At 55.0% G+C, this 13,500-nt stretch carries 12 protein-coding genes; 11 read left to right on the plus strand and 1 reads right to left on the minus strand.

Annotated elements, in window-relative coordinates:
• The first annotated feature begins 255 nt into the window (after nt 1–255).
• From CAUR_RS09680 to rimO, 3 genes are all read left to right on the plus strand, one after another.
• Nucleotides 256–1,068, plus strand: a complete 813-nt coding sequence (locus tag CAUR_RS09680; RefSeq protein ID WP_012257722.1) for a helix-turn-helix domain-containing protein — start codon at nt 256–258, stop codon at nt 1,066–1,068.
• A 24-nt stretch (nt 1,069–1,092) separates the two neighbouring features.
• On the plus strand, nt 1,093–1,590 hold the full coding sequence (locus CAUR_RS09685) for a YajQ family cyclic di-GMP-binding protein (RefSeq protein ID WP_012257723.1): 498 nt from the start codon (nt 1,093–1,095) through the stop codon (nt 1,588–1,590).
• A gap of 207 nt (nt 1,591–1,797) precedes the next feature.
• A complete protein-coding gene (gene rimO / locus CAUR_RS09690; protein WP_012257724.1) occupies nt 1,798–3,165 on the plus strand; it encodes a 30S ribosomal protein S12 methylthiotransferase RimO in 1,368 nt (455 codons plus the stop codon).
• A gap of 59 nt (nt 3,166–3,224) precedes the next feature.
• Here rimO and CAUR_RS09695 read toward each other — a convergent pair whose 3' ends face one another.
• The gene (locus CAUR_RS09695; protein WP_012257725.1) at nt 3,225–3,650 is read right to left on the minus strand and encodes a BlaI/MecI/CopY family transcriptional regulator; all 426 of its coding nucleotides are present in this window, start codon (nt 3,648–3,650) and stop codon (nt 3,225–3,227) included.
• 193 nt (nt 3,651–3,843) lie between these two features.
• Here CAUR_RS09695 and CAUR_RS09700 point away from each other — a divergent pair, with 193 nt between their 5' ends.
• From CAUR_RS09700 to CAUR_RS09735, 8 genes are all read left to right on the plus strand, one after another.
• Complete coding sequence (locus tag CAUR_RS09700) at nt 3,844–4,875, plus strand: polyprenyl synthetase family protein (RefSeq protein WP_242605117.1); 1,032 nt, start codon at nt 3,844–3,846, stop codon at nt 4,873–4,875.
• A gap of 388 nt (nt 4,876–5,263) precedes the next feature.
• Complete coding sequence (locus CAUR_RS09705) at nt 5,264–5,566, plus strand: RNA recognition motif domain-containing protein (protein WP_012257727.1); 303 nt, start codon at nt 5,264–5,266, stop codon at nt 5,564–5,566.
• Nucleotides 5,567–5,663: 97 nt separating this feature from the next.
• Entirely contained in the window at nt 5,664–6,749 is a 1,086-nt protein-coding gene (locus CAUR_RS09710) for a calcium/sodium antiporter (RefSeq protein WP_012257728.1), read from the plus strand.
• Nucleotides 6,750–7,646 carry a histone deacetylase family protein gene (locus CAUR_RS09715; protein WP_012257729.1) on the plus strand — a complete coding sequence of 299 codons (897 nt, stop codon included), beginning with the start codon at nt 6,750–6,752 and terminating at the stop codon, nt 7,644–7,646.
• A 125-nt stretch (nt 7,647–7,771) separates the two neighbouring features.
• Entirely contained in the window at nt 7,772–8,506 is a 735-nt protein-coding gene (locus CAUR_RS09720; protein WP_012257730.1) for a ferritin-like domain-containing protein, read from the plus strand.
• 182 nt (nt 8,507–8,688) lie between these two features.
• Nucleotides 8,689–9,282, plus strand: a complete 594-nt coding sequence (locus CAUR_RS09725) for a sigma-70 family RNA polymerase sigma factor (protein ID WP_012257731.1) — start codon at nt 8,689–8,691, stop codon at nt 9,280–9,282.
• A 1-nt stretch (nt 9,283) separates the two neighbouring features.
• Nucleotides 9,284–10,063, plus strand: coding sequence for an anti-sigma factor (locus CAUR_RS09730; protein WP_012257732.1), 780 nt, complete (start codon nt 9,284–9,286; stop codon nt 10,061–10,063).
• Nucleotides 10,064–10,543: 480 nt separating this feature from the next.
• Nucleotides 10,544–13,489 carry a GAF domain-containing protein gene (locus CAUR_RS09735; protein ID WP_012257733.1) on the plus strand — a complete coding sequence of 982 codons (2,946 nt, stop codon included), beginning with the start codon at nt 10,544–10,546 and terminating at the stop codon, nt 13,487–13,489.
• Nucleotides 13,490–13,500: the final 11 nt, after the last annotated feature.

Below are 13,500 nucleotides of genomic sequence, written 5' to 3' on the forward strand. Positions count from 1 at the left end.
TTTTAGCGGAGATGCGGGAATTATCCCTCGCTTATGATACGAGTGAATAGCAGGCAACGTTGCAAAAGTTCTGACCGGGCCGTACCAGATCGGTGCCTGACATTGATTTGCAAACAATAACGTGAGCGGTTCTGCGCTCTGCTGTTAGCGGCAAATGATGATTGTGGTATACTGACCCCAGGAAGAAAGTATCTAATATCACCATACCATAGGGGAGGATGGTAGGGAGCCAGCATTGCGGCAGAAGGAAGCGTTATGAGTGAGTTGGGCGCGCGTCTACGACGGGCGCGGGAAGCGAACGGCATTTCACTAGCTCAGGCAGCGGCTGACACCCGCATTCTTCTGCAATCGTTGCAAGCGCTAGAGGAAGGGGCGTTCGAGCGTTTGCCAGGAGATGTTGTTGCCCGTGGCTTTATTCGGAATTATGCCCAATACCTGGGGTTGTCCCCAGATGAGATGATTGAACTCTACCGGCGGGAACGTGGTGCTACCGACAAGATTCGGATTGTTCCGGCAACTAACCCTCCCCGCACGCGCATGTATGTGCTGCCCAGTTTTTTTGCCATCTTCTTTATAACCCTGGCGCTTGTCGGTCTGGCCTATGTCGGCCTCAGCGCTCTGGGTCGGATTGGCGAGCGTGCCACTCCTCCAGCCGGCATCGCTCCCTCACCGACAATTGTGCCCCCTTCACCGCTACCGACGCCTAGCCCACCACCGACCACAGTCAATCTCGTCGCTACGCCAACTCCTTCGCCCGTGGTGCTGACCCCGGCAATCTCACCTACTCCCGAACCGGAAGCAACTCAGTCCGCGCCAATTGTTGTTGAAGTACGGGTTCCCAATGTGCGTGGCAACGAGAATTCCTGGGTACGAGTACAGGTTGATGGGAGTACTGTCTTTGAGGCGATTATGCGTGCCGGTGATCAACGCACCTTTACAGCCCAGCGTCGCGTCTTTATTCGGGCTGGAAACCCTACCGATGTGGAAGTGACGGTTAATGGGCTGCAACAGGGACCACTCGGCACCGTGCCCGGCCAGCCGGTCAACTGGTCATGGCCACCAAATTAGTACATTCTGATAGGGAGTAAGTCCATGCCCGCCGAAAATAGCTTTGATATTGTGTCAGATTTCGATCAACAAGAACTGGTGAACGCGGTTGACCAAACCCTGCGTGAAGTTCAAACACGATACGATCTGAAAGATGCTGGTGTAACAATCACCCTGACGAAAACAGAGCTGATCATTGAAGCTGACAGCGAGATGAGCCTGCGGAGTGTGCGTGATGTGCTGGAGACAAAAGCGCTGCGCCGCAAGCTGTCACTTAAAATCTTTGACTACGGCAAACCTACCGATGCCAGTGGTGGGCGGGTACGTCAGGTGGTGACGCTACGCCGTGGCATCGATAGTGAGCTGGCAAAGAAATTGAGCAAGATGATCCGGGATCGCTTTCCCAAAGTGCAGCCCCGCATTCAGGGTGATTCACTGCGCGTCGCCGGGAAGAGCCGTGATGAATTACAGGCGGTAATCGCATTTCTCCGCGAACGCGAAGGCGAGATTCCAGTACCTTTGCAGATGACCAATTATCGCTAACCATATTCCCTGGCGGTGCCCGGTGTGATCCTCCTGATACCTTCATGCTCAGCGGAGGTTTTGCGCGATCACGGTAAAAACCCTCTCGCCAATGGCACGGGCGACCGGCCCTGGTACACGCTCGCGCTGAAACTCGATCTATAATGGAACGAGAGGATGCTGTATCCTTTTACAAGAATGTACAACAATATATAGAGAACGTAACCAATGAAATATCACATCGTTACGCTGGGATGCCCCAAAAATGCTGTCGATAGCGAGGGAATGGATGGGCTGCTCAGCACACAGGGTCATCAGGCAGTTGCTTCGGCTGAAGAGGCCGATGTTATTATTGTTAACACCTGTAGTTTTATCGCGGCTGCGCGTGCCGAAACCCTTGGTGTCCTGAAAGAACTGGCCGGGCGTAAACGCCCCGGTCAACGGCTCATTGCCGCCGGTTGTATGGCGCAGAGCCATCCACACGAGGTGGCCGGTGTGCAAGGCGTAGACGCAACGCTGGGTACGCAGCAGTGGACGCAGATCAACGCGCTGGTCGGGCAACTGGAACGCCCGGTTATTCCGTTGACGCCAGGGCAACCGGTGGCCACCATTCCACTGACGACGACCACAAACGGCCAGCCGACCTCGTATGCCGATTGGCGCACAACGCAGATTCGGCGCACACACCAGACACCCTCCGCCTACCTCAAAATCTCCGATGGCTGCAACCTGCGCTGCGCCTTCTGCACAATTCCCAGCTTCAAGGGCGATATGCGCTCGAAGCCGGTCGGTGCGGTGCTGGCGGAAGCGCAAGAACTGGTTGCCGGAGGCGTCCGGGAGATTGTGCTGGTTGCGCAGCATCTGACCGACTACGGACGTGATCTTGGTTTGAAAGATGGTCTGGCCACGCTCCTGGCCGAGTTGTGTCAGGTAACGCCCCCAGAGACCTGGATTCGCCTGATGTACGCTTACCCGCACGGTATCAGCGAGCGGCTGATTACCACGATGGCCAGCTACCCTCAAATCTGCCACTACCTCGATATGCCGTTGCAACATGCGCATCCGGCTACGCTGCGGCGGATGCGCCGGCCACCGGACACCGACCGCACCCTGCGGATTATCGCTGAACTACGGGCTGCGATGCCCGATATTGCCATCCGTTCAACATTCATTGTCGGGTATCCCGGCGAAACCACGGCTGAATTCCACGCCCTGCTGGAGTTCTTGCAAACTGCCCAACTCGACCGGGTCGGTGCCTTTCGCTACTCCCGCGAACCAGGAACACCAGCTGCCGAATTGCCCGATCAGGTACGCCCCCAGGTGATCGAGCGGCGCTGGCACGAGCTGATGCGTCTGCAACAAACCATCTCCTATACGCGCAATCAGCGCTGGGTGGGGCGAACGATCAAGGTGTTGATCGAAGGGAATGGCACGGCAGATGATGGCAGTGCGCTGAGTATCGGGCGCTCGTTCCGTGATGCACCTGAGATTGACGGTCAGGTGTTTGTCTGGGGCAACTATCCAGCGGGTACAATGATACCGGTACAGGTTACCCAGGCGACTGCGTACGACTTGTGGGGAGAGGCTCTGTCGTAGATGAACAGCAGCGAGTGGCGCGGATGTCAATCCACGCCACTCACCGTTTGGGAAAGCGATTACTTTGTTCCGTTTAACCGCTGACTAATCTCACGCTGGAGGCGACGCAATTCGGCAGGATTATTTTTTGCCAGATAATCAACCATGTACGAAATGGCAGTATCGCTATAATCATCAAGTAGGCCATCCAGAACCTGTCGTACAACCAAATTAACAAATTCATCTTCAGAGATAACCGGGGTGTACACGTATGCCAGCCCGTCGCGCTCACGATTCAGGACACCCTTATCGGCCAGGCGACTCATAGTAGTCATAACGGTTGTGTACGCAATATCGCGCTGTTGGGCCAGCTTCCGATGTACCTTTTTCACTGTACTCGATCCCTCTTGCCAGAGGATTTGCATAATCTCTGTCTCGAGTGGACCCAGTACCTTAACCAGACCATCTTTCGTCGGGCTGAAGCGGAAACGCAGGTTGAACGCCATAATACACCCCTTTACGTGCGTTGACGGTAGCGATAGCACAGCACTTCTTGAGAGCGAGTGTACGGCGTTACAGGCATTTCGAGAAGAGGAAAACATTACACGGCGATGACTCATCGGTAGTACTATTTCTCGCTTATTTATACGACAAATCGTCGTATTCGGCTGTTAGAATTGTAAACCATTTGTAATGAATATGACAGCAACACCAGACGTTCGTTATCAAATTCAGGCGGAAATGCGTGCTGCATTTCCGGTGGTCGAAGGGCGGTTGAGCCGGTTTTACGCCATGCAGGAGTACCATCTCGGCTGGCGCAATGAGGATTTGACGCCGGCGGACGCCGATCCAGGCAAGTTGATCCGGCCACAGCTCGTATTACTGGCCTGTGCGGCTGCCGGTGGTGATCCGCAACAGGCGTTGCCGCTTGCCGCCGGTATTCAGTTATTGCACGACTTCTCGCTCATCCACGATGACATCGAAGATGACAGTGCTATGCGGCGTGGACGGCGCACACTGTGGCACATCTGGGGGCTGGCCCATGGCATCAATGCCGGCGATGCCATGTTTGTCATCGCTCATCTGGCTATTCACCGCCTGAGCGAACGCGGCTTGCCGGCAGAGCGGGTGTTATCGATTCTGCGTCGTTTCGATGAGATCATCCTCCGCATCTGCGAAGGGCAATACCTTGATCTCAGCTTTGAGGGCGATCTGAGTATTACTCCCGCTGATTACCTGACGATGATCGGTGGCAAAACTGCCGCTCTCATCGCCGGCGCTGCGGAACTCGGTGCCCGTGCCGCCGGCGCTGACGGAGAGACGGTGGCTGCACTGGCCGATTTTGGGCGAGCGGTTGGCCTGGCCTTCCAGATCGAAGACGATATTCTCGGTATCTGGGGTGCTCCCGAACAGACCGGTAAACCGTTCGCTGCCGATCTCTACCGCCGTAAAGTCAGTCTACCGGTTGTGCATGCGTTGACGCATAGCCCTGAACGCGAGCGTCTGGCTGACCTCTACCGCCAGCCCACACTCGACGAGGCTGCTGTGATGCAGGCGATGGCTATTCTCGATGCTGCCGGATCACGTGCCTTCTGCGCTGCAATGGCAAATGAACATCATCAGGACGCCTTCAAAGCCCTGGATCGCCTGAATCCGGCTACCGCGGCGGCAGCCGCAGCCCGTAATCAGTTACGTTCACTGACGCAACGTCTGATTGGGCGGCAGGCGTAGGTGGTCTCTCTGCCGTGTATGAGCGTGGTCATGACAGAGTCTGTGCCACTCGCTTGATGTCATCGGGCACAGAACCTAATCTGTTTCTCTTAAACTAATGACATGCTCGAATTTAGAACTCTCAACCGTCTTTTCATCCGGCTGCAAATGTGATACACTATAGCCGTTACACAGCGTCACGTCGCCGCGAGAGTCCGTTCGTCCGTTTGAGGCCCGATCGACTCCCCCGTCCGCATGACCTCCACGCCTGAGGAACAGCACGCGGCGCTGTGGGCCGCCGTTCGCTCTGAGGCGAAGCGTCCGGTGTTTGTTTCGGAGGCGTGGTTTGTGGGCATTAGCCCCGTGAGTGACTGCGTTGATCAACCAACGCGGAGGGAGTGGGACCGGAATGTACGTGAAGCTTTTTGTCGGTAATTTGGCCTGGAGCGTTGATGATGCAACGCTAGAGGCCTTCTTTCAGGACTACGGCGATGTACGTAGCGCACGGGTGATTAACGATCGCGAGACTGGTCGTTCACGTGGATTCGGCTTTGTCGAAATGGAAGTCGCTGATGTAGCGACTGTGATCAGCCAGACGAACGGTCGTCCGATCAACGGGCGTGAAATTCGAGTCAATGAAGCCGAGGACAAGGGTTCCCGCGGCCCTCGTTCCGGCGGTGATCGCGGCGGCTTCGGCGGTCGGCGTTACTAACGCTTCCCTTCGAGCCGGTCGCGCCTCAACTGGCTCGTGTGCGGGATCCTCTGCCCCCTGTCATTGACAGGGGGTATGTTGTGTCAGGATATAGATTATGGTTGTCGTTCTTTTCATCGCAGGCATTGTGCTGCTTGTATTGGGTGCCGATCTGCTGGTGCGCGGGGCAGCCAGTCTGGCTGCCGGCCTGGGTGTCTCTTCGCTGATTATTGGTCTGACCGTTGTTGCCGTTGGTACGAGTTCCCCGGAAATTGCCGTTAGCCTGCAAGCTGCGTTCGACGGCCAGGGCGCCATTACACTCGGCAACATCGTCGGGAGTAATATTGCCAATGTGATGCTCATTCTGGGTGTAGCGGCGATGTTTGGCTCACTGCCGGTTGATCAGCAAATTTTCCGCCGTGACCTGCCAATTATGATCGGCGCCTCTCTCCTGACCTTTTTGCTCGCCCTTGATCGCACGTTATCGTGGGTTGATGGGATGATTATGCTGCTGGCCTTGACAGGCTATGGATGGATTATGTGGCCGCGAAATAGCACTCACGAGACACTGCATCATGCTCGAACTACTCAACGGCACTGGCGTGCGATTGTTCTCCAACTGGCAATGGTCGTCGGCGGCCTGGTATTACTCATTCTGGGTGCGCGCTGGCTGGTCGATGGTGCAGTTACCTTTGCAAGCTGGTTTGGCGTGAGTGAGTTGATTATCGGGCTGACGATTGTCGCTGTTGGTACCTCACTCCCAGAGATTGCGACATCGGTGATCGCCGGTTTACGGGGTGAACGTGATATTGCGGTTGGGAATGTGATCGGGAGTAATATTCTCAATCTGCTCCTTGTTCTGAGTACGACGATGATCCTGTCACCACAACCGATTGCCGTGCCTGAAGCAACGATCTGGCTTGACCTACCGGTGATGCTTGGGGCAGCGATCATCTGTTGGCCGATTTTCTTTACCCGCCGGATGGTGTCGCAACGGGAAGGTAGTCTCTTACTGGTCTATTACCTGAGCTATACGCTGTATCTGGTTTTGCAGGCAACCGGCAGTGCCGGATTGTCGATCTATACTACAGTTGTAGGTCTGGTATTGATTCCTCTCACTGTCGCTCTGTTGGTTGTTCGAGCCTTGCGCTGGCTGGGGGAAGAGCGTCGCCAGCGTCAGCTTTCAATGAATGCTTCGGAGTAGATGCGCGCCTTTTATTCTGATACGTTTGTCTTGCCACTACCGCCAGGGCACCGTTTTCCGATGGAGAAGTATGCGCTGCTTCGGGAGCGGGTGCTGAGTGAGGGGATTGTAACGCCTGAGCGGTTGCACGTTCCCGAACCGGCCAGTATCACCGAGCTGTGCCGGGCGCATGACGCGAACTACGTTGAGCGGGTCATCAATGGACACTTGACCAGTGCCGAAATTCGGCGCATCGGTTTTCCCTGGTCGCCGCAGATGGTCGAACGCTCGCGGCGTTCGGCAGGGGCAACGATAGCCGCCTGTCGGGTAGCCCTGAGCGAAGGGGTAGGCGTGAATCTGGCCGGTGGTACCCATCATGCCTTCGCCGATGCCGGCGCCGGCTATTGTGTGTTCAACGATGCCGCCGTCGCCGCACGCGCCATGCAGTCCGAAGGACGTGTTCAACGCATTGCCATCATCGATTGCGATGTGCATCAGGGTGATGGCACTGCGGCCATCTTCACGGGTGATCCAACCGTCTTTACCTTTTCGATTCACGGCGCTCACAATTTTCCTTTTCGCAAACAGCAGAGTGACCTGGATATTGCCCTTCCTGATGCTACTGGCGATACGGCCTATCTCGATGCGCTGGAGTGGGGGGTGCGCCAGGTCTTTGCAATTGCCCGCCCTGATCTGGTGATCTATCTGGCCGGTGCCGATCCCTATTACGACGACCGGCTGGGTCGGTTGAGCCTGACCAAAGCCGGTCTGGCCGAGCGCGACCGTCTGGTCTTTAGCTACTGCCGGGCAGCAGGCGTACCGGTTGCGGTGACGATGGCCGGCGGCTATGCCCGTCAGATCAGTGACACTGTTGACATTCACACCCATACCATTGCCACTGCTGCCGGTTTACGGTGATCTTTCCAAATTCCTGGCATAGATGTTCCGATCCTGACATCCAAAATGGCAAAACCTTCGCACAGATAGATGAAGGCGCATGCACGGGCATGCACCAAACATCATCTGAAAGCGGAGGTAAGACAGTGACAGCCGAACAAACAAATCAGGGTGTCTTCTCTCGTCGGAGTCTGATTAAGGGCATTGCCGGTATCGGTGGCGGTCTGGTTGTTGCCAGCTTCGCCAATCTGTTCGGGATTCAATCTGCCTCAGCCGGCCATGATCGCAAAGACGATCCACAGCTTATTCTGAACCTGGCTGCAACAGCCGAGACACTGGCAACCACGTTCTACTACGCTGCGTTAACCTCAGCCCAATTCAAACTGCACGAAGAGGACATTCTCTACCTCAAGCTGGCCCTCGATGCCGAGAAGTACCACCTCGATTTTCTGGTCAGCAACGGTGGTCAGGCTTTGACCAATCAGTTCTATGTTCCGGCCAATTTGCTACGTGACCCGGCCCTCTTCGTTCAGGTCGGAGCAGATGCCGAGACCGCGTTTGTCGGAGCTTACCTTGCAGCCACACGCCGCTTTGCCGAATTGGGTGCTGATCGGCTGGCCGGCACCACGGCCCAGCATGCGTGCAGCGAAGCGCAGCACCTGGCCTTGATCCGTGACATTGGCGGCTTTGCCCCGAACAACCTGCCCTTACCGCTACCGATTTACTACAACGTTTCTGATGCAGTGCCCACGCTGGCACCGTTCTTGCAAGGCGGTCAGGGCTTCATCGGGCCGGTCACCGCACCCACTGCTGCTCAAATTGCGGCCGTTCTCGGTGGTGTGAAGTCCGATCCAACCCAACCCTATACCAGGGTATTCTAAGCGCGTCGTGTCAGGCAGAGGCCGGGCCTGCCAGGGAGAGCATCTCCTGGCAGGCTTGTGTATGTTTAGCGGCTGCACAGGAGAGGGGAACAACTGTGGGTGGGCAATCATTACTTGTGCCGGTCAATTCAGCTATAATACAGTATCGCCATAGCTCTACTGAACAGAGGGTCTCGTATTCAATGCCATCGCAACCACCTGAAGATACTGGTCTCCGTGGTCTGACCGATGAATTGCTCATCGACTTGATTGTTCAGCGTGAAGAAGCTGCACTCGGCGAGCTATATGATCGGTACGCTTCATTAGTATACGCGATTGCGCTGCGTATCACCGGTGATCGGCAGACGGCCGAAGAGGTTATGCAAGACGTTTTTCAGAATATCTGGCAGACGGCAGGTGGCTTTCGTCGCCAGGCCGGTGCCGTGGCGGGTTGGATTATTGGTATCAGCCGCCATCGGGCAATCGACGCGCTCCGCAGTAAACGTGAACGAGGGCGCAGCCGTGAATTGACCGGCATTGATGCTACACCTCATCCTTCAACATCCTCAGACATTGAACACGATGTTGAGCAACGCATCTTGCGTGAAGCAGTGCGCGCAGCCCTGGCTGACCTGCCATCACCACAGCGCCAGGCAATTGAGATGGCATATTACGGTGGTTTGACGCAAGCAGAGATTGCCGAGCGACTTGGTGAACCACTTGGTACTATCAAAACACGATTGCGACTTGGTTTGACAAAATTGCGTGAACTGTTGCGAATGCTGGCGGAGTCGTAGCATGGAACCTTCATCGGAACGATCTGACGATATAACCGAGTTGCTGGCGGCTTACGCACTCGATGCGCTCGAACCGGCAGAGCGCGAACGGGTGCAACGTCTGCTGACAGAGCAACCGGCATTACAGCAAACTCTGGCCGAGCTGCGTGCGGCTGCTGATTTGTTGCCGTATGGTCTCGAACAACCGAAACTACCTCCAGAGTGGCGCCAGCGAACCATCGATTATGCCGTAGGACGTCGCTCAACACAGGTCGAGAAATCTTCATCCTACCGGCATTGGTGGCGAAGCTGGCAGGCAGTTCTCGGCAGTTTGACGGTAGTCCTTGCCGTCGCTGTCTTTGGTCTGGTCTGGTACATCAACAGTTTGCAAGCTCAACTGGCAACGATCATTCAACAGCGCGATCAGGCGCAAATGATCGCTGCGACTGCGCAGGCTGCATCTCAACAACTGGCCGCCGTCCTTGTCACGCCAGACCCTCTGGCTGCACTGCAAGGGGACAATGGTCAGGGATCGGTATTTCGTGATCCAGAAGGGAATCTGGTAGTTATTGCAGCCCTACCACCTCTTTCCGCCGATCAGGTCTATCAGCTCTGGCTCATCGAAGGTAATGCTGCTCCTGTCAGTGGTGGTGTCTTTACTGTTGACCCGAATGGCTATGGCTTCGTCCGCTTGCCGGCAGCACAGGTGGCGAGTGGCGTGACACTGGCCATTACGGCTGAACCGGCTCCCGGCAGCCCTGGCCCCACCGGTCCGGTTTTGATTGCCGGCCAGATAAGCTGACCTTTGAACCGGTTGCGAGCTGCCATCAGCGCAGCCAAACGGTGAGATGAATGTCGCCGGTATTGACCAGATGGTCGAATACTCTGCGCTTGTCGAAGGCTATGCCTGACAAGCCAGGCAGATCTGCTGAAGAGCACTTGCCGACCTGGCAAGACTAAAGCCCTATCTGGCAACACCCTGACTCTGCCGGTGCTACCCCGACGCACGGGGTTGTTTTGCCATGCCTTAAGTTCAATCCTGACACGACTGCAATAGTTTAAGACAGGGTTTGTCATCCATCGGCCACTGCCTGGTCAGTGGGTGAATACCATGCCTCGCGCCAGAGCAGCCCGTGTCAGATGATTACCTGGAAAGGCAGGTTCCGAGTCAATGCAGATAGGCTCTTCCCAACTACAGAAATAGTACTCACTCCGAAGACGAGAGAAAAACCGTTTCAGACGTGTTATACTACTAATCGGAACTTCCTGTCAGGGAGTGTTTATGTCCGAATCAGCACACATTCTTATCGTTGAAGACGATAATGACATTCGTCGTATTTTTCAAGCTATTCTCACCCGCCATGGCTTCCGGGTTTCGGTAGCAACCACGGGCGAAGAGGCGCTGAACTTTCTCCAGTTAATCACTCCCGACCTGATCTTGCTCGATCTGGCGCTTCCTGGGGTCGATGGAGGCGAAATAACCCGCCGGATCAAAGCAGACCGCACTAAACCATTCATTCCAATCATCATCGTCTCCGCCCATGCCGACCTGAACACCAGCGTCAGTCATCTCGATGCCGGTGCAGACGATGTCCTGCTTAAACCGGTTGACCACACCCTGTTGCTGGCACGAGTACGCGCCCTGCTCCGTCTGCAACGTGCCCAACGCAATCTCCAGCAAGAGCAGCGTAAGACGGAATTGTTGCTGCATCTTTCGCGTGATCTGGGTTCCAGTATCGAATTAGATGTTCTTCTCACAGGTTTTCTCAACCATCTGGCCGATGCGATTGGCGCCATTCGTGCCAGTATCATTCTGACCGGTTTCATCGAGGAAAAGGTTCTCCTCTATTCAAGCAGCCAGCATCCAGCATCCGGTGAAATCCAGGACATTTTGCGTTACGGTGTGGCCGGTCTGGCATTGCGGTCGCGTAGCCCAATCCTAATCACCGATACGCGCACCGATTCGCGCTGGCTGGTAACCTCCGAACGCCATCAGGACGTGCGTTCAGTAGCGGCTATGCCGATCATCCGTGACAACCGCGCGTGGGGGGTTATTACCCTGGTACACCATACCCCTGGTCATTTCACAAACGAACATCTGGAACTACTGTCATCAGTAGCTGCTCAGACTGCGGTGGCGCTGGAGAGTGCTCGCCTCTATCGTCTGAGTGAGCAGCAGAAAGAGCTACTGGCCCGTCGTGCCGAAGAGTTGCGCCAGATCAACGAGATTAACCGGATGCTCTCTGAATTGATGCAGATGGATCAGTTGAGCCGGTTACTGGTGCAGATGATCCACCATCAGTTCAAATACCCTCTGGTCGCACTTTTACTACGTCAGGACAATCAATTTGAGCTGCGTGCGATTGCCGGGGTTAATCTATTAGGTGAAACGAAGGTAGTCACCAGCCTCGAAGAAGGGTTGAGTGGATGGGTGTACCGCCAGCAACAACCACTACGGATTGATGATCTGCGCCAGGATGCGCGTTTTGTTCCAGTATTGCCGGGTGAAGCACTGGCGCGTTCAGCACTGAGCGTTCCGGTCCTGTTGGGTCGTGAGTTGCTGGGCACAATTGAGGTACGTAGTCCGCAGCCAGGTGCGTTTACCGGCAATGACGAGGCTATCTTACAGGCAATTGCCAACCAACTGGCGATTGCCATCAGCAATGCGCGCCTGTTTGAGAGCGAACAGCGCCGCATCAGACAACTTAACGACATTAACCGTCTCTCCCTTGCGTTAACTGCTCAGCTCACTGCGGCTACTGATATGCAACTGATTGCTAAGGCAGTTACGCAGATTTTTCAGGCTAAATGGACTGCTATCGTTCTGTTTGGCCCCAAACCTGCCGATACAATCGTTGCATCGTATGGTCAAGAATCATCATTCGATCAAGAACTTTCTCGTATACTGCAACAGAATCCTTACATCGCCGCCAAAATTGCGATGGTGCAACAGCCATGCTATGTAACTGATCTTGCCGAACGATCCGATCTGACTCTGGCATCTCTGCAATCGATCTTTACAGCTCAAGCGTTGGATAATCTCTTGCTGGCACCGCTGAGGGTGAAAAAGCAAACACAAGGTTTTCTATGCCTGGAAGTGAATCGGCGTGCGCAGTTTGGGCAGGCTGAACTAGAATTGCTCACCACGGTGGCAAGTCTTGTTGTCCAGATTGTTGAAAATGCCCGACTGTACCAGATTGTAAATGACGAGCGTTCAACACTCAATGCTATTTTGCAGAGTGCAACCGATCCTATTTTGCTCATTGATCCGCAGGCTCGCCTGTTGCTGGCCAATTCAGCGGCCCTCTCCCGTTTGCAGATCGACCAGAAAACGCATTATGGTCAGCCTGTTGATCAGTTTCCGGCGCTGCGCGCCATCTTGCCTGCGCTTGACCAAGAGGGATCGACCGCGCTTGAAATCGAACCGCAGCCACACCTGCACTTTAGTGTCAGTATTGCTCCGGTGCGTAGCGTGGACCGAAAAACCCTGGGGCGGGTCGTCGTCTTTCGCGATATTAGCCCAATCAAGCGCCTGGAACAACAGGAGCGTGAACGGGTACGCAGCGTTTTTCGCCGCTACGTATCACCGGAAGTCGCTGAACGGCTGCTCAGTGCGGGTAGCGATTTCGGCACACCAACGGAACGCACGGTTGCCGTGCTCTTCGCCGATATGCGCGGCTTTACAACCTTGACCGAGCAGTTGGACGCTCATGTGCTGGTGGAACGTGTCCTCAACCGGTTTTTTACCGCGATGACCGATGCTCTCTATGCCTATGATGGCACTATTGATAAGTTTCTGGGTGATGGCTTGATTGGCGTCTTCGGTTCACCAATCAGCCATCCCGATGATCCTCAGCGTGTCGTGATGGCTGCGGTTGCTATGCAACAGGCATTTGCCCGGCTGGCACAAATTTGGCGAGAAGAACTAACTTTCGAGATTGGCATGGGTATTGGGATTAGCTATGGTTCAGCGGTAGTCGGCAATATCGGTTCAGATCAGCGTCAAGACTATACACTCATTGGTGATGTGGTAAATACGGCGTCACGTTTGTGCAGTATTGCTCAAGCCGGTCAGATTATTATTTCATCAAACTTGATGCAAGCACTTGGCAATCAATCGCCTTATGAGTTGCGTGAATTGGGTGCCGTGCGCTTGAAAGGTAAACAGGAACCTCATGTTATTTATGAAGTGTTGTTTGATCAGTCGTTGGTCAACGCAGGGAAGTAGGAGATAGGAAA

The sequence above is a fragment of the Chloroflexus aurantiacus J-10-fl genome, from assembly GCF_000018865.1.
GTDB classification, from domain to species: domain Bacteria; phylum Chloroflexota; class Chloroflexia; order Chloroflexales; family Chloroflexaceae; genus Chloroflexus; species Chloroflexus aurantiacus.